Annotated in this window: 1 protein-coding gene (only partly in view); it reads left to right on the plus strand. The window is 67.3% G+C overall.

Features of this window, described 5'->3' with window-relative positions; all coding sequences use genetic code 11:
• On the plus strand, nucleotides 1–24,758 hold the 5' portion of the coding sequence (locus NGR01S_RS08625; RefSeq protein ID WP_063035621.1) for an MFS transporter. 12,001 nt of this gene lie beyond the right edge of the window; the window shows 24,758 of its 36,759 coding nt (coding positions 1–24,758); the start codon lies at nucleotides 1–3; its stop codon lies beyond the right edge, outside the window.

The raw sequence follows: 24,758 nt of genomic DNA on the forward strand, positions 1-24,758 counted from the left end.
GTGGCCTATAACGTAGAGATTCCAGGGTGGCTACAGGGCATCGCCGAGATCCTGAATTTCGGGATGGAGTACCCGGAAGCCCGTGCGGGGGATATGTCGGAACTCGCGCAGCATGCCCTACTCGATCCTGCGGCCGAGATGCGCGCGATCACTCCGTTCGTCGAGGAGACGATGGCGGATATCGCGGATATCTATACGGGTGTCGCTACCGATGCCTTGATAAAGCAATTGGGTCAGCTGACGCAGGGTAAATATTCGCTGGACACGCTGGCGGACGCGATGGAGGAATTCGGGCGGGCCGTCGACGCCAGCGCAGACGGTATCACCAAGACGCAGTTGATGCTCTTGGGATTCGCGGCATACACACTGTACTTGTTGTGGTCGGCGCGGGCCCTTCTGTCGACGACACCGTGGGGGCGGCTCGCGTTGCCGGCCGCCGAGGCGATGATTATCGCGACAGGGAAAGAGCTCGTTGCTGTCACGGCCGGCAACGGGATGCGGCGGGTGGGTGCCGAATTGGCGCTGGCGACGATGAAAGACTCACTGGCGCCGTTGCTGACGAGGTTCGGGGCCTTGGTTCCGCTGGGGAAAGTGTTCGGCAACGAGATAGTGAAGGGGGCGCTCAAGGCGGGGGCCGTGGGTGTGGCGGTGGACGCCGGCGCCAGCCTGGCCGCGGGGGCGGAGATCAAGCCGGAATCGTTGTTGATATCGGGCACGTCGTGGGCGTTCGCACCATTGGCCGGTGGTCCGGCGGCATGGGCGATGTCGAAAGTGCTGGCGTCCTGGACAGCGCCGATGCTGGCGAAACGGGTGCTGATCGGGGCCGTCGCGGGGCAGGCCGGTATGGGCGGCATGTGGGCCGGCGGAGTTCTAGCGCAGCTGGCGATCGGGGGCAAGGTAGATTACTCGTTCGATCCGCATATGTTGGTGGCGGGAGCCGGACTGGGAGCGCTGAGTGCCGCCCGCCCGGTACCCGGCGGTGTGGGTGAGGGAGTTTCGGGGGCGGGGATGTCTCGCGCGCCGGACCTCGGGCAGCTGACGCCGCAGTCCCGTAGTGAGGGCCGCGCGCTCTATCTCGAGCTGTCGAAGCAGTTGCATCCGGACAAGCTTCCGGAAGGGGCCGCTCCGGCACGAACGAGTGGTCTCTATGACCGGGTCAACGAGATCGGCAACCAAGCCAACGGACCCGGGCGGAACAACGCCTATTACGAAGGGCATGTCAAAGAGCTCAAAAACGTTCAGCAAGAATGGAATACATATCGTGAGGGGCTGCGGGGCAACGCGGCGCCCGAAGGTTCGGTCCGTGCCTCGGCCGACGGCTCCGCGCCGCACCCGAACAGTGGCGGAAGGTCCGGCGCGGGCGATGGTGGCCTTCGTGCTGGATCGGCCCCCGAAACCGGCGGGCGACCGGCCGAAGGCGGAGTCCGCTCGGCGCCCGGTTCCGAAGCGGGTACGCGGCCGGGCGCTGCGGACAGCGGTCACGGGAAATCGCTTGCAGTGCGCGGTGAGACGGGTAAGACGGTCGAAGGCCGATCGAGTGTCCCTCCGGTAGCCAGACCGGCGGCGGGTGGTGCCGGGGTGGGTGGCCCCGTGGTCGCGGGCCAGCAGGCCGGCGCCGCCGCGCAGACAGGTCAGGGTACCTCGACCGGGGGTAATGCGGGCTCGACCGTCGACGGGTTGATGCAGGCGGTGGAACAACGGGGCGGTACGGCGGCGGGATTGCCGGTAGGCGTCGACCCGATGCCTGCCCGCAATCCCGCCGCGGTCCGGGACGGTATCGACCCCACGGCTGTGCTGAACCGATGGTCGGACGGTGCCGGCGCGGTACCGCAGTGGCGCGGCACCGAGCGTGGCCTGGTGTATTTCCCCGGTGCCGCACGAGATCCGATATTCGAACAGGGCGCGGTGCCCGGCGAATCGGGTGTGGTCATCGGCTTCACTTCGATGGAGCAGGCGCGGGAATTCGGCTCCGAGGTGGTGTACGTGTTCGACGCGCCGGGCGGCTTCGTACAGAACCTGCCGTCCGGTGGCCGAGCCGTTGTCCTGCTTGGTGGGGTGGGGTCGCAGTTCGTGGTCGGGAGACACGAATCCACCGCCGCGGGAACGATCTATGTGGCGAACCCGGGTTTCGATCCGAGTCGTCCGCCCGGAGAACGCCCGGACACCGGAGTCGCCGATCGGTCGAGTACGCCGACACCTCCGCGGGAACCCATGCCGCCGAAGAACGAGCCGGGGACCAGGCTCGATTCGGCGGTGAAACGGGAAGGATCTCCGAGGTCGGAGCCGGAGCCGCCGGCCAGGGGCCGACCGGGGCCCGGATCGGGCGTGCGGGAAGCGACGATGACCCCGACACGTCCGCGGGAGAGCACGTCCGCGGCCGATCAGCTGCTCGCGGCGGCCATGCGAGGGCAGACGACACAGCAGGCCGTCGAGGCCGGAATGGTGGCGACGAAGTTCCCTGCCACAGCCGAGCCCATGCCGGCGGCCCCAGCGGGTGCGAAAGAGCACGTCGATATGCCCGGGCTCTTCATCGGATGGGGTAAGGCCGGGGGACAGGCCCCGGTCTGGCAGGGCACGGGCGGCGCGGGTGCGGTGTACGTCCCGGTAGCCGAGGCAGGTGGCGCCGGATCCCCGTTCACCCAGGGAATAGCGCCCGAGCACGGTATGAGCGTGGCCATCGGATACGACTCGCTGGACGCCGCGCGCCAGTTCGCCGGGGTGGGGCGGATCTATGTGATCGACGCACCGGGTGGCTTCGCTCAGCGGACGCCGGACGGCGGCCGCGTAGTGGTGTTCCCAGGCGGGGTGCGGTCGGAGTTCGTGGTCGGCCGCCACCAAACCGAACTGGATTCGCCCGGCGAGTGGGGCTATGTCGAGAATCCGAGTTTCGGTATCCCGTACACCGAACCCGCTGTGGGCGCCGATCCCGTCCGCACCCCGCCCACATCGAAACCCGAGCCCGCGACGCGGCCCGGAGAACCGGCCGCGGGCACCGGTCGGACCACGGAACCGACCCGCAGTGGTCCGCCCGCGGCGCCCGCCCGGCCGGAAGTGATCCAACCGGTCGTGAATGCGCCTGTGGCGGGAGCTGCCGCGCAACCCGGGCCGCTGACGGTGCCGGGGCACGAACCGCCCGCGGCGGTACCGGAAGCGGCGGCCACACCGAAGTCTCCCTCCGCGCCGCAGTCGCCGTCGGCACGGGACACGACCTCGGCACCGGACACGACACCACGGTCGGATCCTGATACGAAGGACAACACCCCCGGCGCACCGGCTCCGCGTAAAGATCCGGCAGCGACCCCCGCGGCGGCTACCACGCCGGAAGCGCGGACCGGCCCGCTGCCCGCGGCAATAACGGCCCGGTCGGCCGAACACGAAGGCACCGCGCAGAAGGCGCCGGCCACCGCCGGTCGCCGGGCAGAACCGCTGCTGGCGGGGCAATGCGCGACCCTGGCGTCCTACAAGTTCGAGCACGCGAACTGGATCGCGCGTGGCAGGGTGGGGCCGGAACCGGTCAAACCCCCGCCGGGAAACCCGCTGCGCGGCGACAACGCGGTCGATATCGCGAAGCATGTGCGCGGGGACTGGCACCGGGACCGCAAACACCACCGGACACTGTCCGAGCTGATCCACAAGGTGATGACCACACCCGGGTTGGCGGCCCTGCTGGTGATCGAATACTCCGACGGCTTCGGGCACAGTGCTTTCGCGCGCCACGATCCCGTTCACGGCATCATCGTCGAACACAGCTACAACGGTGGAGTCGAATACACCCATACCGGTCTCGACGAGGTCCGCGAATTCGTCGCTGTCTTCGCGAACGAGACGCATCGGGTGACGTCCATCCAATCTCGGGACGGCGTACTCGAAACCCCACTCGCCGTCGGCGAAGAGCCCACCGCGCTGCCCGGCCTGCATATGCCTTCCACCGACACTCGGATCTTCGGATCCCCACAGGAGCCACAACGATTCAGCGGTAACGAGTCCTACCGACTCGATGTGGGTCCGGTCGCCGGGATCAGCCATATCGGCAGGCCGGAAATTCACCACCACAGCAACCAGGACGCGATGCGGCTCGGTGTGTTCGATCACGGCGGTGAACCGATCGAGGTCGTGGTGGTGTGCGACGGCGTATCGACCTCGGCGGGTGGCGCCGTTCTCGCGGATGCGGCGGCGGAGGCCGCGATCGGGTATGTCGGGCGAGCTGTCGAGGCCGCCGTCGGCGGCGCATTCGACGCGAGTGCGGTGTCGGAAGCGGCGGTCGACGTTGTTCAGGACATAGCAAAAGGATTGGCCGAAGGGCAGTATCGGGACCTCGCAGAGCCCCCGGCCACTACGATCGTCATCGCGATTGTCCAGCAGGGAAAGGCGACGGTCACCTGGGTCGGTGACAGTCGAGCACGGGTCGGTTCACAACTGGTGACCCGGGACCACTCGGTATTCAACTGGTTCATGGATATGACGGCGATGTCCGATACCGACGTGGTTGCGCGCCTCGCCGAGTACGGGATGCGACCCGCCATGCTCGAGTTGATCAGGGAACTGGACGGCCTGACCGAAGCTCAGGCGCTGGCGCACCTCAAAAGATGGGGCGTGAAGACCGGGGCGCTGCAGCACGCCATCACGACGAAGGTGGGCCCGCCGAAGGGAAAGGCGACGTATACCGAGGTCATCGAGCTCTCCGGCGATGTCACCGTCACGGTCTACAGTGACGGTTTGAACAGCGTGGATCCGGTCGTTGTCGATCGCCTGCTGCAGGAGCACTCGCAGGATCCGGGGCAACTCGTCACCGCGTTGATCGATCAGGCCCTGATCACCAGCAAGGACAACATCACGGTCGCGGCCCTGCAACACCCGCCACGTCCGGCATCCCACCACCATAAAGACGTCCTCTCGGCGGGGACAACGCAGGCCGAGACAGGGCCGGCCGCAGCCGCGCAGCCACGTCCGACGCCGCCGCTGACTGCTGCGCAGACAGTGCAGATCCGGCAGATCCTGACGCAGGTCGGCTCGGCGCGTAAGCGTCTCAGCGTTATGGCCCGTTACGGTCGAATCGATTTGGACGGCTTAGGTGTGCCCACCGAGTGGGCCCCCGCTTTGCAGCACAGGGCGCGCGACCCGCGCCTTACTGTCGATATGCGGCGACACCTCGAAGCGATGTCTGCTGCCGCAGCTGAATACAGCGAGCGACGCGACCGTCTCGATGAACTGGCGCGGGACACACTGCCCTATGTTCGGCCGCGCACTTCGTGGTCGGATCTACCCAACCAGTGTCTGCCCCATATGGTTTACGATCTGCGGCGCGATTCCGCGCAGGCGAATGATCCGGTGCGCGGCGCCGACCCGCTATGCGGTATCTCGGGCGACGAGGTCGCGGTTGAGCTTGCCGAAGGACATGACGTCGAGCCGGTGCCCGCACAGTGGCGGACGAACTTCGGTGTCGCGGTCGACGAATTACGAGCCGGCACCGGCGGTGCGGCACAGATGCTGGTGGCCTACCCGAAGGTCGCGGCATCCAGTGCGCATGGACCGATGTACCACGTCGTCCGGCTGATCCGGCATTCCGATCGGATCGAATACCGCGACCCGGTCAACTTCGATTTCGATCCCGACTTCACTCCGCCCCGGGGCGGAGCGCCGGTGCTGGTGTGGCACCTGGACGAGCAGAACAAGCCGATCGTGGTCGGCAACCCGAACCCGGTCGATCCGCGCACTGTGCCGTATGAGGTGCGTATCGGAGCCTCGACCGCCGGCGAAGGCGAGTCGAGCCTGCCTCGTGGCGAGCTTCCGGACCCGGCCCCGGTGGACGAGCTCACGCAGGAGGTGTTGCGGCGCAACGGTGTCGAAACATTGGCTGCGCTGCTGAATCCGGTACGGGGCAGTGACAGCCTTGTCGCCGCGTCGCGGCTGCGTGCGCGGGTGGCTGCCGAGCTGGTCGACACGGCGGCGCGGGGCGGGCTGAGTGCGGAATTGCCGGCCCGGCATCCGGGTCTGACAGCGGTGATCGGGGCGTTGCCGGCCCACGACGCGGAGAAAGCCAATTGGGCTGCTCTCGAGTCCGGCCGGGCCGGACTCGGTAACCGAGCGGCGGCAATCCTGAAGGATATCCGCGGTACTGCCGAGAGCGTGGCGGGCGATACGCCGGTGCGGTTGTTGTCGGCGGTCGAGGTGCCCGATCCCGGACCACAGGACGCGCGGGGCGGCGTGCTCCGAGTCCATCTCGGGCTCGGTCCGGTCGACGATTCGGACACCCTGATCTGGCATATGGCCGACAGTGCTCCCGACGGGCCCGCGCTGATGGAGGGTATAGGTGGTGCCCTCGCCGACTTCGCGGGCCGCCGGAATTCACCGGGGACCGTGGCAATGATCGCGGTTGTCACCTTCGACCTTCGCCCGCCCCCGGAGGACTGGGCGGGCACGCTCGACCGTCGGATCGCCGCAGCCGCCGAGTCCCTGGTCGAATGGGTCTCCGGGGTCAACGCGATCCGCGAATTCCGCGACGGCGGGCTCAAACCGACGGTCCAGCTCGTCGGCCGCGGTGCCCAGAGTGAGGCCGTGCGGATAGCGAGCCGGGCCGCGGGTATGGCCGCCGAATACGACGGGGAGATCGACGTCGATCCGCCGCTGGACGTGCTGACCGACGTGCCCGGTGCTGCGGAGATCACTCCGGAGCGGCAGCAGAGGGCCGCACGAGCGCTTCGAGAGTTGGAGGCGCTCGGGCCCGAGCCCACCGCCGCGCAGATCGCGGAATTCCTGACCGGCCTGGGTGCCGGGTTGAATGACCTTGTCGACGCCGCACCGGAGAAGATCTCCGAACTTCCCGGTGCACCTGGGCTTTCCCGTCACATCACCTCGTTGACGCCACTGGCTGCTGCCAGGCGGAGCGCCGAGGCCCGCGTGCGCGACGAAGAGCAGCGGGACGGCGGCCCCTCGCTCGCCGCGACCGAGAAACTGCAGGATATCGAGGCTCGGTTGGCGATGCTGAATCGAACCCTGCGCTCGGTTCGCCATCTGCCCGGCCGCCCCGCGATGACGATCCTTTCGCTCGAGGAACCGTTCGTGGAAATCGGTCGTGGGGATCGGGCCGGCATGATCGACTTCCATATCGCCGTCGGCGAGGCGAACCCGATCACACTGGATACGATCCTGCAGCACGCCGTCGACGCGCATCAGGCTCGGACCGCTCAGAATGCCGGGCTGGCTACATACGTGTGGCGGGGCGGCGACCCGCGGCGAATGGTCCGCGAGCTCGATGCGCTGTTGCAGCTGCGTATCCGTGCCGGCGAACAACTCGAATTGCCACCGATGCGGACCTTCACCCGCACCTACGGTGCCGATGTCAGCGACGGCGATCAGCTGGACTCCTGGCTGCTGGCGTTACTGGTAGACAGGGTCGCGCGCCGGGCGCATACGACCGTGACTCTGGCGAGCCGCCTCTCCCGCCCCGCGGCCGAAGTGGAGCCCCTGCTGGATCCGGGCTCGCCGGAACGGGCGGATTGGGTCGAACAGTACGACTACGTTCGCGGCCAGGTCATGTTGCCGGTGCTGTCCGAAGACGCTCAGGCGATCGAACAGGAAGTCGCGAACCTGCGCGCGAGACCCGGAAAAACCGCGGTGGAGAAGAATTTCGTCGCCCTGCACGACACCTTGGCACAGCTCGGTGACCTCGAACGGTTCCGCCGGCACACCGAGCAGATCCTGTTGTTGCACGAGACACTGCGCGACGCCCGGAAACGGTACGAACAGCAGTTGGATACCCGCGATTCGTTCGACTGGTTCGCTCAGCAGGCGCGTAACCTCGCCGATGCGGCGACAGCAGTTCTCCGGGAAGCCCCGGCCGCGGTTCTCGGGACAGTGCGCGCCGGGGGCCGGGTCGTGGAGAACATGCACGGTCTGCAGCCCGGTGCGCGGTTTCAGCCCCAGGCCGCCGTACAGCAGTTGCGGGCGAGCGAGGCGGAGATCCGACTCTGGGCGGATGCCCTCGTCGAATCGGGTGCCGAGCCGGAGAATCTGACCGCCGCGCAATGGGCCGCGCTCTCGCCCGATATCGCGGTGCTCGTGCGGGAGCTGCTGGAGATCCGGGCACTACTGGCCGAGACCGAGCGTGTCGAGGCGCACGCTACGGCGCTCGACGAACAGCGGGAGCTGCTGGACCTCGGGCTGACGGAGGCGACCGAAGCCGCGCAGGGTCGCGCGCCCGCGCCGCGTGTCGGACTGGGGCACAATCTGACGCAGCTCCGGTCCGACTACCGGGCGGTCGGGCGGAAGCGGGACTCGACGACGGAGGAGCGCGATACCGCGCGCAAGCTCGGCGACCTCATCGACTCCGCCGAACTCTCCTTGTCGAACGCGCATAAATACAGGTACAGCGCTCTCATCCGGTTCGCCGATTTGAAACGCGAGCTGGGCGTGCGGGTGCGGGGGCCGGAAGCGATACAGGAGCTGCGGGAGCAGCGTGCGGATGTGGCGGGTACCGATCCCGGCCGGGCCGCCGGATTGGCGGAGCTCATCGCGATCGCCGAGACCCATGAACGGCGACAGCGAGCTTTCGGGTGGCTGGATCTGCACGTCCTCGGCCTCGAAGAGCCGGCAGCCGAGCTTCGTGCCGCGCGCAACGAGCTCGCGCATTACCGCGGCCGTCTCGAAGAACTGTCCGCCGACGCCGGAGTCCGGCGCCCGGCGCAGGATCTCGATCCCCAGCTGCCGTGCGCGGCCCGGCAACTGCCGGACCGGACACCGGGACCGGGGAAAGGCGAGGCGGCCGCGCGAGCCGAGCAAATGGCTGTCGGCGCCGCGGCGGTCGGCGCTTTATCCGGCCGAGTCCGCGAGCTCGAACAACGACTGAGCGACGGATTGGCGCAGACGTCCGGGATCGAGCGGACCGGCGCCGAGCGGTTCAGCGCAGCCGCAGGTCGCACCGACGGTGTCCAGGCGGCACCCGTCGTTCCGCGGCGGCGGGAGATCGCGATCGCGGATGCCGAGGGTATGGGCGGGTACGAGCGTCCGCACAAGCTGCGAACCCTCGACGATCAGTGTGGTCGCGCGATGATGGCCGCCAACGCCGCCCGCACCGGACGAGACCCTGCGGCCGTCGAGCCCGCTGTTCCGGGCCAAGGCACGCTGACCAGCTATGTCGAGGCGAACAAAGCTCGCCCCGGACAACGGGTCAGAGCGCATCGGCTGCGCAATATGCGTGCGGCCTACGAGGGGCTGCTCACCTGGGTGTCCGAAACGGAAGGCCGGCAAGCCGGGAGCGGTAACGGCCTGTCGATGTTCGTGTTCATGGCGGCGACCGAGGGGCTCGGGCACGCTGTCGAATTGGTGGCGGTCGTGGCGAACGGCTCGATCCGAGTCGATCTCTGGGACGCGGGTCGCGACCGTATCATCCGGGATTTCGTACCCACCGACGAACCGGCCGCGCAGAAGATGACCGGTCTGTGGATGGATGCGCAGGGCTTCGCGGTCGCGGAGCCGGCGGGTGTGCGGCCGCGCCCGGAGCGCGACACCGATATCGCCGTCGCCACCTCCGATCCCGCAGCAGCGGCGCGCCGGGAGCTGGTGGCGCTGGCGCTGGACCGCGCGGGAATCGACGACGTCGAACACATGGTGCACCGCGACGGCGAGGTGCTGTCCCTGGAAGCCGCACGAGACCTGGGCGCCCGGAACGCACGGCTGTGGTACGGGGCCAACACCGACGAGCGTGCCGCGCTGGAGCAGGAGCATCCCGCGATCCTCGGCGAAGCCCCGGGCATCCCGCGCGCCACCCGGCACCAGCTGAACGAACTCGAATGGCAGCGCGAAGTCGATGAGCTGGAAAGCCGGGAAGGCACCCTCTCCGAGACCGACTACCAGCGGCTGCTGGAGCTGGAGAAGGTTGGTGATCTGCGAGACGAGGGCAGGAAACGCGCAGAGCAGATGGGCGTCCCTTTCCATCTGCTCTCGTTCCCCCGCGGCACGGGACTCGGCGGGGCCGCAGGCCGCCTGCTGTTCGAATACGGCGACGAGACCGCGCCCGAGAGCGAGATCTGGTACCCGGTGGTGCGCAGCAGCGTTCCCGCCGAGTTCGTCGAGGTGGTACGCGACGGTGCGAACTTCGCCGCGCTCGAACACCGCCCCAGCCGGCCGGTGACCGTACTCGTCATGCACTCCTACGGGGATGCCGAGACACGCAATGCCCGTGAGGCACTCGCCGGTGAAGATCTTGCGGCGCGTATCGCCGCGAATGCCGGGGCGCGTGAAGTGTGGTCTCCCCACGGCGGACAGCCACGTATCGAACTGGTCAGTCGTAGCAATACCAACCGTGGAACACAGATCTGGCAGGACGTGGCCGAACGCCTGCGCGCCAACGGACTGGACCTGATCCGGGTAACCCGCGACGAGTCCACCGAAGACGTCATCGGCCGGGCCCGGGATTGGGTGGCGGATCTGCCCGGCGCGCCCAGGCTGCACACCCGCTCGCTCACGCCCACGCAGTACTTCGGGATCGGCGCCGACCCGCACACGGCGCAACGGGTGGTCATGCTCGTGCGAGCGGAGGGGACGACTGAATCCCTACGCATCGGTCTGCGCGACGCGGTGGAGAAATACGCCGCCGAACACAGCGACACTCGATCGACCGCGGTGCTCTTGTGGCAGGGCGGCGACGCCCGGCAGTTGGCCGCGGCTCTTACGGAACTGGCCGCGAATCGCGAGGACGCCACCGCCGCGGCACGTAAGATCCCGGTCCTCGGCGATCGACCCGGCGACCGGATCCTGCGAGCCGCTGTGCAAGAAGGCCGACTCGAGCAAATTCGCGGCGCTTTCACGAACCTACCGCGCCGACCGTCCGAACCACCCGGCCAGTTGTCCACATTCGTAGGGCGCTTGAAGGATCCGCTGATCGCGAAGGCCAGCGCCCCCGCGCTGATCAGAAAGGCCGGAGCATGGTTGTACGGAAACCCGATGCAGACTCCGGCCGCTGGCTCCGAGACCGCTGTCGATCTTCGGGTAGTCGAACCCCGGTTGGGCGAGTTGGATACGTTGCGGCGGTTGTCTCGTGAGCAGCTGGCCGACACCCTCGCCGAACTGGAGTGGCGCTTCGCCGACCAGGCCACGACCGCCGCCGAGCTCGTGGCCGAAGATTCGGACAGCAGACGCGCGGTCGTCGAAGAGTTGATTCGGGCGAGGGAGAGCCTGGTCGAGGCGATCCGAGCCGACGACGAGCGATTTCGCCCCGATGACAATAGTTCGCTGCGGAGACACGCCCAGGAATTGGCGAGGGGGGCCGATGTTCCGGCGGACCACCGCGATGCGGCGGAGCTGTTCGTCTGGCTCTTCGACACCGTCATGTTCATCGACAGTGCAGTCCTGCTCGAATCCCGGATCCAGCAGATCGATGTGGTGGAAGCCACCGCCTTCTACGCTCGAGCGCTGGCCGCGCACGGGGAATTGTCGGCCGGGGCATACCAGCGATTGCGCGACCGGCTATCGGAACTCGAGACCAGCGCTGAGGCGATATACCTCAACGACGCCGAAAGGAGGCAGCGTCAGAACGGAAAAGACTCTGTTGCCGAGATACTGGCCGATCCCGGGAAACAATCGGTCGAGGAGGTTTTCGACGAACAGCTGAAGCGCGCGCGGGAGATCATCGCCGAGTTCGGTATCCTCGCCGGAGCGAATGTACCGGTGTTCGGTGGCGGGGCGCTGCATGAGCTGGGCGACGCCGACGCGGTGCGACGCAGGGAATTGCACGGAATGCCGGCCCTACGAGGTAGCGCGGCCGAACCGGACGAGCGCACCGCCCAGGCTCTAGGACTGCTTCGCGACCGGCGTGCCCTGCTGACGAAGAAGATGTCGTCCCTCTTCGGAGTTGCCCCGGCCCTACTCGACCAGGCTCGGGTGCGCGGGATCGACGAGGTGTTGACGCGTCGAGGTGTCCGTGACGATGAGCAGAGCCGGGCCGCATCGAGATGCCGCACGCTGGACATCGATATCGCCAGGGCGGAAGAGACGATTCGGGTCTCCACGCGCATGCGCGGTATCGACCGTCTGCGCGCGGCGCTGTATGAAGCGCAAACACACCTCCCCGTGGTGGAACGCCGCCTGGTCGGCCTACAGGCGGAGCACCGGGAACTGCTCGAGGACAACGGGTTCGGGTACGGAATGGGTATCGCCGAGCCCGAGGAAGTTCGGCGACAACTCCAGCGCGCGGAGCAGCGCAACGTGCATCGATACGAACAGCTGGCGTCGCGGCGTATCGAGAACGCGTTGCGTGAGCTGCTCGATCTCGCCGGTCAGCGGAAGCTGTGGCAATGGCGGATACAACGCCTGCGGGAGCTCGAGCATCGGCTCGACACGCTCGCTGCGGAGCGGGTGCGGGTGCTGGACGAACGTGAGGCCGTCGATGTGCGCATCGACGAACTGGCCGCCCCGGACATCGACTGGTTGGGCACCGGTGCACAGCGCTCCCCGCGGCTCCGACGCTTCCACGCCGCCGAGCGGGCCGAACTGGCATCGAGGGTCGGCGCGGAAGCGCTTGCCGACTACGGCGCCACCGCGACGGATCTGACCGCCGCGCAGATCACATTGCTCACCGGGGCGCGACCGGATCTCGTCGCCGATGTGTGGTTCCACGAAAGGGTCGCCCGCTTCCGGCGTCTGGAACAATTGATCGGCTTTGTCGCCGAGTCCAGCCGTCTCACAACACAACTCACGCGTATCGATGACGCCCTGGCGAAGGGCCTCGCCACCGGCGTCGAAGCCGTCATCACCGAAGAAGCTCTGCCGAGTCGCGCCGATTTCAGCGAAATCACCACCGGTACCGACGAGCATCTCTGGGGCGCACAGCAGAACTACTGCCTGGTGCAGGCGGGGACCGCAGTCTACGAGGCGGTGGGTGGCGCCGCATCGGAGAAGCTGCGCGGCCACGTGACAGGGGCCCAAGGGGTCCGCGCCCCGGAGGCGCCGGAACTGCTCGACGCCGACTTCCGCGAAGGCGGATACCGCGATATCCACGAGGCCGCCCGCCATGTGGAGGAGACCGGCGACGCAGTGGTGCTGGTGGTGTCCTACCGGGGCTTCACCGACGCCGCCCGACCGGGATCACACGCAGTAGGCCTGGTTTGGGAAGGCCGAACCGAGCCCCGGGCGGATGGCGGGACGGTTCCCGTGAAGGGTGCTGGTGAGGTTGTCGCGCTGGATGGGGGCAAGCGCATCCCATTCCCGACGTGGGCACTCGGGCAGAGAGGAATTCGCAGCGCGTCCGGGGTCGAGATCGAGCAGGGCGGCACGGCCCGACGCGCACTCGTCGACGGCAGGTCCCAGGCCATCGCCGGACTCGATTACGACAATGTCGCCATCGCAGGCCGACCGGCAGAGCCGGCCGAACGGGATGCCTTGGCAGCTGCGGGACGAGCAGAGGCCGAAGTGGCCCAGCCACCGGACCAGCAGCACGAGAACATCGGCGCCGAGCTGTCCGAGCGATTTCGCTCCGCCGATGTCGACGAGCCCGGGTGGCGGCTGCGGCGTGCGCAGGACGAGGTGGAGCTGGCGCGATCCCTCTATCACAGACCGGAGAGCAGGCAGGCCGCGGTCGCGAATCTGGTCGATCCGCGGCTGGGTCCGGAGGCGTGGGCGGTGCGGGGTACCGCCGCGCGGCCGGGGGATCCGGCGGGAGTCGCGGATGTACTGGACACTCTCGGCGGCAGCCGCAACGGATTCGCCGGCTATGCACGGCCGGTGCAGGGAGCCCTGCCCTTCGTCGATTTCACACGTCCACTCAAGGACGGACGGCGGCCATTGCCCGACGACGGGGTGTTGTTCGCCTCCGGCGGCGGCCCACCTCGGAAGAAGAAGCCCGCATCCGGGGAGCCCGACGAGCCCTCGAAATCCTTCCTGCGGTGGATCCGCCGGAAGAACCGACCCAAGAAATCGCCGCTCTTCAAGCGGTGGGCCGGTAGCACCACGGCGACGATCAGCGGTGAATCCTTGGCCGCCGTCATCCCGGTGTCGATGCTGCAGATGGGCGCATCGATCGATCTGGTCGGCGCGACATCGGCGGGAGTCTTCACGGCTGCGGCGGCAGGTTATTTCGTGGGTGGACCGGTCGCGGACAGGTTCGAGCCCCGCCGGATTCTGATGTCCACGTCGACAGGCACGGTCGCCGTCGGACTCAGCACCGGCATCTGGGTCGCGTCCGGTCAGCCCGGGACCGTGGAAGCCATGATGGCAGCGGCTGTGATCATCCCGTTCTTCAATTCCATAAGCAAGACGGTCAATGTCAAGTATTACAAGGCGTTGGATCCCCGGCCAGATTTCAAGGATGCGAATAGGTACATTCTGCTCGAGCGCTCGATGGCCGCCTCGACAGGTAAATCGGCCGGCCCCATACTCGGACGGGCTTCCATCGCTCTCCCGTTCGCGAATCTCGTTGTATCGCATCTTGTGAATCTGGGAATAATGCGAAAACTTCCCTCTATACCGATCGAGAAGAAGAATACGCCGAAGTGGTATGAGGGAGCGGTTGAACTATATCAAGACAAGTTCATGCGCAATTTCACTTTTGTGAGCTTCTTCGCAGTTGCCGTCGACGCGGCAGGCCGTCTGCAACTCAATAAGATCGCGAGCGAGGTACCTTCGCCGATCGCGGCAGGCCTGATGCTATCCGGGATGAGCCTCGGGATCGTGGCGTCGACATGGCCGCCGAAATGGGCCAACAGAATTCCGCTCAAAGTCACCTACCCTGCTTCGTTCATGTCGATGGCCGGCCTGATGTCGGTGTATGCGAGTACTTCGGACCCGGTGCTGGTCGGTTCGGCTGCTTTTGCGGCCGGCATCGTTCAGAATATGAACAACAAGAGGTTCGGTGAATATTGGAACAAGGCGATATCCCGCAGGGTCGAGGGCGGCGCGACATCGGTTTTCGAGCTCACCGGCGCGGCGGGTGGTGCGGTCGGTGCCCTGGGCGGTGCCGCTCTGCTGGGAGGTCTTGGTGACGCAGCAGGGCTGGTGAACGCCGCCGGATTCGGAGCACTCGCGGTCACCGGTTCGATACTCGGGTATCTATATCTGCACCGCAAGAATCGACACCCGGCCGTAGGTGACGGTTCGTCCGAACCTGCCGAAATCAGTACCCCCGACCTCGAACCCGCTGTGGTCAAGAATTGCGCCATCCAGCTCGCCCGCACGTTCCGTTCTCTCGGCCACCACACTTCTCCGGAACCAGATGAAACCGATCCGCGCTGGGATGCCGAGGACAACTGGAAAATTCTCGAATCCTATCTCGGCGCCCGGCTTCGGCCGTACCCGGCGAAGGGTGATGATGCCCTCGCCACCATCGTCGAAACGGTCCGGAATCCGAAGAGCGGGGTCGATACCGCCGCTGTCGTCGTGCAGAAGGGCGACCGGGCCCACGGGTTCCTGATCAGAAATGTGACCAAACAACCCGGCAAGCGACCCGAAGACCAACCCGAAGAACAAGTAGTCCTGGTATACGACACTCTCATCGAAGTCGATCCCGATAATCCCCTCCCCAGGGTGCGCGACTACGACGGCGACGAAAACGGTGAGAACAAATGGGAACCGGTCTATAAGGACCCCGACCGAGTTTTCTACGCCTACTACACCAGCAATAAGGGCGACCCCGTCTCGACCGAGCGTGGACGGCGTGCCCGCGCGCACACCCAGCACCCGCCGAAGATCCAGGGCCCACCCGCCGAGCAAGTCCCGGCGCACAAGTACCGGAAACCCACTACTGGGGTATCCGGCGAATCCACGGCAGCGCCCGCCGCGCCGGCTCCGGCCGACCGGGCGCCCGCCGGCCCCGTGGAGCCGGCCGCACCGAAGAGCGATCCGGGAAAACTGGACGAGGCGCTGGACACACCCGGCGGGAAGCTGGGCCGCTCAGAAGGTATCGCGCCCCAGTCGAATACATCTCGCCTCAGTCCCGAGTTGGCCTTCCATACCCCGCCCGGTGGCAATCCGAGCCCGAGACGGCTCCATGCCGTACCGAACGTCGCAGCCGAGACGAACGGCGACCGGCCGAGCTTCGGTTCCGACCTGAGCAGGATGCGGGCCGCGGCCGTGCAGCGGCGGGGCGAGCTCGCGGCGAGGCTGAAAGCGTCGGATATTCTGCACGCCGGTGGCCGCGCCCGGTGGGAGCAGCGGCGCCTCGAATTCGCGGAAACCGCCGCCGAAGAACTGGGCCTGCCGGTGGAGCACCTGACCCCGGAGTGGGTCGTCCGGCAGGACCGGAGATCGGATCTCGTAGTCGCTTCGGTGGCGATGATCGACCGGATGCTCGCCCGCGAGAACAGCTTCCGGCGGCTGGATTCCCAGGTCGAAGGCATCGAGGCGCTGGAGCGTGAACAGCGCGACGCGTACCGGCGGCGTGCGGAGGCCGCCCGGCGTTACGCGGAACTGCGCGAGGCGCATCTGGAGCGATTCGAGGGGGATCGCGAACAGCTGCCGGCCGAACCGCGGGAGTTGAGCGTGGTAGCTGCTTTGCGCGAGAAGGCATACCGGCCGGGAGCAGGTATCCAGACGCCCCGTTACCTCGGATTGCATGACCTTGTCACCGCTGCCCAGGACTTCCGGCGGGCCGACGACCAGGCGCGGATTCTCGACGCTATCGCGGCCCGGCTCGATGCCCGCGCGCGAGAGCACCACGCGATCCGTGCCGATATCGAGCAGACCAGGCAGGAGCTCGATCGGCTGGCCGCTCAGTGCGAAGTGGACCTGTCGGACGTGGGAATCACAGGTCGTTTCCGGGAAGGGCCCGACAGTCTGCGCAACAGACTCGATCGCCTGAAGGACAGCGGTCCGGTCTCGACGGATCGACTGCGGCGATTCGAGAAGATGATCGACGCCGCCATAAAGTTCAAGAACCTGATGCTGGCGGACGAACACGCTGATTTCGCCTGGGATCGCGTACGCGCGGAAGTCTCGGTCGCGGTCCGTGAATCGCTACCCTTCGCGCCGCCGCCCGGCGCCAGGGAACGGTCGGCCGGGCTCTGGGAAGGCCGGCACGAATTCGCGGACACCGCAGCATTTTTCGCCTCCAAGACCTCCGCCGAGCGGTGGGAGCTGGCCGAGGGGGGCCGTCCGGCCGCGGAGATCGATCTCGCCGGCATCCCTGCCCGCTGGCTCAACCGCATGAACCGCTACGAGATCGTGCACCGATTGGCCGCGCTGGAGCGGGTCGGCGATGCCGGGCGCACCGTCGCGCAGAAACGGCAGTGGCGGGAACTGTGGGAGCTCCGGGACGCATTGGTGCAGGCAGAGCGGGCGGCGGCCACAGTTCCCGGCGACCCGGTGCCCGTGCACCTACTGGACATCGACGGGCCCGTGGTCGCCTTCGAGGACCTGGATACCTCCGCCGTGTGGAAGGTACACGTCCTGGACCGGGACGAGTCGGCTTCGGCGCGGGGGATCACCGCCGTCACGCAGGGCCTCATCACCGGGGCGGGAAACCAGCGCACGCCCGAAGCGCAAGTGATGTGGGTCAGTACCGCGCACAGCCACCAGCAGGCCGCGAAACACCTTGTCGACGCCGTCAACGCCCGGGCCTCGACCCGGGACCACCTGCCGCGGGGCGGCTCGTTGCCGGCGGTGCATTTCATCCAGCACGGCGACACCACCGATATAGTGAATGCCGCGACCGCACCCGGTACAGCACTGCGGCGCGAACGAGTCGCCGCCGATGATCCGGACCGAGTACCAGCCCGCGACGGGGCCGGATACCGGCCCCCGAGCTTGTCCCGGGCGCCTTCGCCGTTGGCCGAGCACGACCTCGAGGGACTTCTGCCGCCGGACTGCACGAAGTACGTCATCGCCGAGTGGACCGACCAGGACCCGCGCTTGCTGGCCGGTATCAGCCGCACACCCGATCAACTCAGCGAGGCGCTGCAGGCGAGCTGGGGCGGCCCGGTCGCCGATGGCGCGCCCAGGAGCTACCGTCCGGACGACGAACTCTCTTCGTTCCTGGAGGTAAGGCCGAAGACAGCGACCGACAGAATCGCTCACGACCTGATGGAAATGGGTCGGGGCGCGCACGCGGCGGTGGTGGTCGAGTACGAGTCGGGCGGGCACGTCGACGAGTTGATCTACGTCGGCGGACTGAACTCGCGCGGTCGGCCGCGGCTCATCGAGCGCCGTTGGGTCCCGGGTGAGAGCACGGCGGCGACGCTGGAACGTCCCACCACACGGATGGTCGAGACCGAATACGAATGGGGGCAGCAGAAGCCGGGTGTGCTGCGCACTTACGCGATCCTCCGTAACCGCTTCCGAGCTCCGCTGGTCGAATACACGCCAGGCAATGGCACACCGGGCGATACGAAACCTCCGGTAGACCTCGAGATCGGCCGCGAGCAGCCCGGGAACGAATCGGTCGAGGGCGCTGCCGGACCACGTGGGGAGCTGGATCCGGATCGGGGTGGTGGGGAGGTGGATCCCGGTGGGTCCGAGGTTGTTCCCCGCCCGGATCCGGTCGCCAGTGCCGTGCAGCGTGCGCTGGACGAGGAGCTTGCCCGCGACCCGGAAGGCGAGCAGCTCACCGGTGAGGTCGCCTGGTTCCCGGAGCGGAACCTGCTGTTCGTGGTGGCGCGTCGTGACCAGCATGTGGCGGCACTGAATGAATTGCTCACCGAGCACGAGGAGTTCGCCGATGCACTGTGGCGGCCCGGGTTGGCGATTCGGTATGTGCGGGTCACTCCATGGCCGAACGGCGGCGTGGAGCTGAACCCCATCACCCGAGACGAGGCCGAGGGACCGTACCGCCGCGCGACGCCCGAGGAGGCCTTCGCGGCGTTGATCGGCGGGTATGTGGAGGCCCGGAAGAAGGGGACCACCGCGGATCCCCTGGACGAATGGTTGCTGCTGTTCGGTAACGATGCCTTCTACCAGAAGAAGGACATTGCGACCCGGTTCCGTAAAGGGGTGTACGACGCGCGTAAGCCGGAATTCGAAGCACTCCGCCACGATCCGAACGCGATCAATCATCGCAATGACGAGTCGGAGACCGACCTTCCGGATCAGGGCGACCTTGTCGTCGGTCGGCTTCGCGGCAACATCATGGGAATCGGTTACCGGATGGCGGAGGCAAATCCGATGGTGGGGCCGGGTCATCCCGCGGAGATCATGCAGCGGCTCTATCTGCGGCAGATACCACTACCCGAGGTGACGTCGCCGAGATTCCGGCACGACAAGGAGTACTCGCTCGACGTACCTGCCCTCGGTAGACCTACGGTCGCGATCAGTCACGCCTTCGGCGGCTACAACCTGCGTATTTCCAGAAGACATAATGCTCTGTCTGCGTTCCTGTCCCGTGAACTCGATATCGCCGACGACTGGCCCTTCGAGGTGATAGACAGGATCAGTGCGGCGCTTCGGGGCGGTACCAAGGACCTACCTGCGCGCCTCCGGGCGACCGAACCGCCACCGCGCGAGGTGCCCGCGCTGCCCGCGGCAGCGAGGCCGTCGCCGCTCGCCCCGACCGAATCAATCGGGAAAAACGCCTGTAGTCAGGTGATCGATCAGGAGATGAGGCGTTACCGCGACGGGTGGAATCAGGGCCGCAAGCTCAGTCACCATGTCGCTTCCTACTCCGGTATGGGGCATCTGCTGATCGTCGCCGCCGAGAAGGGCAAGCATCTGGCGGCACTCACCGAGCTGGCCCTGGACAGCGATCACTACCGTGACATGTTGTGGCGCAACGGGACCCACATCCAGTATCTGGAAGTGACCGTGCACCCGGACGGCACGACGGCTATCCGGTCGATCACCCGGGACGAGGCGGAGGGCCCGTATCGCCGGCCGACCTCGGACGAGGCCGTCGCCATGCTCAGAACGCAGTACCTGACGCTGAGCTGGACAGCACTGCAGAACGATGAGCCGCTGCCGCTCGAGTGGAAGAAGTGGCTGGGTCTGCTCGGTCCGGACGCGTTCTACACCCGAGCGGACGAGGTGAAGCGCAAGCAGAGCAGTGAGACGGAGTTCAACGAGAAGAAAGAGCGGCAGGAGGCGCTTCGCCAGGATCGGTGGGCGCTCAACCATCAGAACGCATCCTACGAGTCCGACCTGCCCTATTGGGACCAGGTCGTCGCGGGCGGGCTACGCGCCGATGTCCTCGAAATCGGGTACCGGATGGCACACGACAACCCCGAGCTGCGGCGGCCCGACCATCCCGCGGGCGTGCTCTACAGCATGGCGATTCGAGAACAGCCGTTGCCGTCGTGGTGGAACCGCTCGATCCCGCCGGAGGGGGTGGACGAGGGCGCAGGCCACGGAGCTCTGGGATATCTGGTCCCCGGCCTGGGTGCGGTGATCAAGATGGAGTTCGACACCGACCAGGAGTTGTTCCGGGTGGCGCGTCATCAGCCGTGGTCGCCACGGGGTGCCGCGGTGTCCAGCGCGGTGGCGCCGTGGTTCTCGGGCATGTACGACCCGAGCCCGGAGCATTTGGCGTACAGGATCGGGAAGGCACTGAAGAAGCCGCGAAAACGCGATCTGTCCTATGAGGGGTTCGGCGACATCGGTGCCGCGGAGGCGGTCGCGCGTCTGGTCGGCGTACCCATCACGTTCGACTATGCCGCGCTGGAGGAACGTCGCGACGTCACCGACCAGGAGTACGGGGAGCTGGTCGAGTGGTCGAACAGCGAATTCTCCGGTGTCGAGCGAGGCATCGAAAGTCTGCGGACACTACTGGGACGAGCCGCGATCGAGCTGGACGCGCACCGTTCCGGCGTGGCCTTCCCGGTCGCGGAAATGGTTCACACCGGACGGCAGCTCAACGCCATTGTGTGGCGGACGACCCATGAACTGTGGCATCAGTACGCAACCGGCTCAGATCCCCAGGACCCGCGGAAGCGGCCGCTGTTGGAGCTCGTGCCGGAGCTGGCCGCGGCGGCGAACGCCGTCCTGGAGCTCCTCGAAGCGCTGTCGGCGTATGTACCCGGAGCGAACCCGCCGGAGTGGCCGGAAAGCGAGCGACAGAGTTTCGTCACCGATCTCCAGCAGGTCGCCGAGCCGGTGGCCGAGATCTTTGCCCTGCCTGATCCCGTCGAGGTGGACCTCGCGTGGCGGGACCGCGCGCGTCCATGGGTGGAGGCGTTGTTCACGACGTTCGGCGGGCAGGGCGTCACGGGTCGGACCTGGGCGCGGGATGCGGATGCACAGTTTGTCGCCTACTGGAAACGCTCCACCGGGACCGATGAGATCGGCACGCTGCGTATGGAAGCGCGAGACTGCTTGGCGCGGGCGAGCAGCACAATCGGCCACCTGTCCCGAAACGGGACTCCGTCGCCGACGGATCCCAGATGGGCAATGCTGGCCGATGCCGTCACCGAACAGCCACCCTCCACGTGGAAAAAGGTGGTCGAAGACCTGCGCTTCTCCGATACCGCCGACGCCGCGCTGGTTTTGATTCAAGGGGCGAGCCGCCGCCACGCGATCCAACTCACCCGCGTCGACCGTGCTTCCGCGGGCGCCGTGATCGTCGTGTCCGACAGTCGAGTGCACGGCGTCTACGAGTTGGGTGCCTGGGAAGACCTGAAACTGGAGGACGGCGCACATCGGCGCGCACCCGCGCGCGCCGTGCTGTTCGATCTGAACGCCGAAGATCCGATGGCTCCGCACTTCGACGGGCTCACTCCATCGGATTCGCCGGGTGAGGCCAATCCTGTCGAAGGCCCGCTGACCGACGATCCGGTCGACCCGCCGGACGATGCGCAGGCCGGCGATCCGCCGAGTGCGGCACCGGACGCCCCCGGCCACGGACCGGCCCAGGGCTCCACCGGGCCACGCGAGGAGCTCGATCCGGCACGCCCCGGGGTGAATGTTCACGAGTCCCCGGAAATTGCATCGATCGGGCAGGCCGGTGCGTTCCGCCGTCCCGGACGGATGCTGCCCGCGTTCGGATTCGACGACGGCGCCCCCCACAAGCCGGCGCGGACGGTGCCGTTGGCCGGTGCGAGGTTTGTCGCCGATATCGCCCGTCGGCGGATGCATGACGAGCGTGCGGAGCTGTTCGCCACGAACCAGACGGTGGAGGCGCAAGGCCGACCTCGGGAGATCGACTCTGTCGAACAATTCTTCGAAGAGTTGGCCGCCGCGAGCCGGGAACATACCGCCGCGTTGCTGTGGTTCGGGTACTGGGACACACAGACCATGGACCTGAGCGGGTGGCGGGACCGCGATACCGCGGACAACGACCCATTCGCTCTTTCCCACCGGCGGCCCGATCCCGCGACCCAGGCGCAGCAGCGGGAATCGGCCCGGCGGTACCGGGAGGCGCGGGACCGATTGGCCGATGCCGACCGCGAGCTGACGCGTCTGCTGGAGGCAGGAGGAATCGACCCGCGGCAGAGCGACCTCGGCCGGCACGCGGACCTGGTCGGGGCACTGGAAACCTTGGCGGACCTGGTCGGTCCGGAATGGGTGCACAGACCCGACCGCCCGGACCTGGGCGCCGCCCCCGACGACCTGGCCGGCAGTGTGCGCGCACCGGTGCTGCGTTACCCGGGGCAAGCGTATCTGGCGTGGGAGTTGCGTCACCTCGGCCCGGGCGCGAGCGCACTGGTGTCGGAATCGTGGCGCGGGGGTGCGCAACGGTTTGTGTTGTCCAATATCGACGGCACGATCATGGAGATCGAAGGCAGCACGGGCAGGCTACGACAATTCGATCCGGAAGACGATTCCTGGTCGAAGGTGGAGGCTGTCTTCTTCGGGCCGGACAAACGTCCGGCGCATCCGATCGACGGGCAGGCGGAACGGGTCCCGCAATTCGATGCGGACGCAGCGCGGCAGCGCGGCGAGGAGTTCGCTCGGCTCTTCACCACTGCCGCCGCGCTGCGGCAGGAGGGACTGCCCGGCCTGGCCGCGCGCCGGTCGGCGGTGGTATTGGAGCAGTTCGTCGTCACCGCCGAATACCGGAAGGTGGCAGCAAAACTCGGTTTGGAGCCGGAAACGCTGAGCCGGCGGCAGCTGGACCGGATGGCACAGACCCCGCTGCCGCCCCCGGAAGAGCCGGATAGGTTCTACCTGCCGCGGCCGCCGGCTCGCGCCGAGGGGCTACCGGAGTTGCGCCGGCTCGCCGTTGACCTCGACCGGCTCGGCGGTCAGGTGCGGGAACTGGATGAGCAGATCGCGACCGGGTTCGCGGGATCGCCACAGTCCGACCGCGGCCACACCGACCCGGCCTGGTACCGCGGCCCGGCCGTGGTGGCGCTCGCCACCGCACTGACCGGCAATGCGGATATCCGTCCGCTCGAGATGGACAGTGGCGAACAGCCCAGCCCAGATTTCGCGGTCGCGGCCGCGCTCGGTTCCTTCCCGCGCACATTCACCGGCGGTACCGAGCAGATAACCCGGGTACTGAAGGCGTCTGGTGACGGTGCGGTGGTCGTGCTGTCCGGCGCCGAGCGCGAGCTGGGTGCGCTGGTCAATGTCCGTGGCCGGATAGTGGCAGTTGATTACAACGGCGTCGTGCTGAAAGAGATATTGCCTGCTATACCAGGCGATACCTCGGATGTAGCAGGTTTCGTCTTCACCGGGGCCGAAACCCCGCTGCACCCGATGGACGTGGACGTTCGTGCGCAGCTGGCGGACCTGACCACCGACTATGCCGCGGCACTGCGGGCGAACGATTCAACCTCGGTGGAGCGGGCCCGCCGCATCGCGAGCGCGTTGTGTTACGGCCCTGACCGCGTCGAGCCCGTGCAGTATTCCACCGGCTATCACCGGAACGACCACTCGCCGTTCGGGAACCTCGATATCACTGTGCTGCCGGAAGCGCTGGGGCGGCTGTCGGAACTGCTGCGAATCGTCGAGATCGATGGGTTCCGCAAAGTCTCCTTGGACGTCGACGGTATGCCCTGGGGGCGGATCGACGAGGTGCGTGAGCAGTTGCGGGCACTCGATCCGGCCCTGGCGCGGGTCGGCTGGAGTGGCTGGCGCCGGTCCGAGCTCGACGAGCTCGACCGGGCTGCGGGCGAGGCCGTACTGGTCCACGCCGATCTCGAAGTCGTGCGACGGACTGTGCGATGGACCGCCCAGGGCTGGGCGGAAGTCGACGACAGGGCGGGCGCCGTGACCGGTGATGTCGAGGCGGGCGATGATCCGGACCCGATCGGCAGGCTGGAGCGCGAACGCGATGAACTGATGAAACGACACGAGCTGACGCGCGCGGGATCACGGACGAGCCGCACCGATTCGCGGCAGCTGCTCGAACAGCTCACGCGTCGAGCAGAATTGATCGACGGACACCTGGACAGGCTGATCGTCGCCGTGGGGACCGACGCGGCACACCTGGACCAAGTGACATTGCCAGAGGGCGCCGCACAGAAACGTTTCGAACTCCGGCGTCATCAGGCCGAGCTGGCGCGGTTGGCGGAGGTGCTGCGGCAACTGCGGACGCTACGGCACGAACCGGAGCCGGAACCGGTCGAACCGCCGCGGCCGCTGGGCGCTGACGGGCCGTCCGTCCTGGACTTCGGGCTCATGGAGAAGCGCATCTCGCTGTTGCGCGCGCAGGCCCGCGAGCTGGCCGAAGAAGGGATGGACTACTATCGGCTGCGCCCGGATTCGGTGGAGCTGCGGGATGCGCGCCGGGAAGTGAATGAGCATTGGCGTGCCCTGGCCACGGGGTCGGAGCTGGATCCGGCGCAGTTGGCGGACGTGCCGCTGTCCGTCCTCGACGACCCCGCGGGGCTCTCGGCCGACGACCCGAGGAAGCCGCTGGTCGACCGGTTGGGTCCCGCGGACCGGGAGCGCGCGGTGTCGATCCG

This window comes from Nocardia grenadensis NBRC 108939 (assembly GCF_001613445.1).
Classification (GTDB): Bacteria; Actinomycetota; Actinomycetes; order Mycobacteriales; family Mycobacteriaceae; genus Nocardia; species Nocardia grenadensis.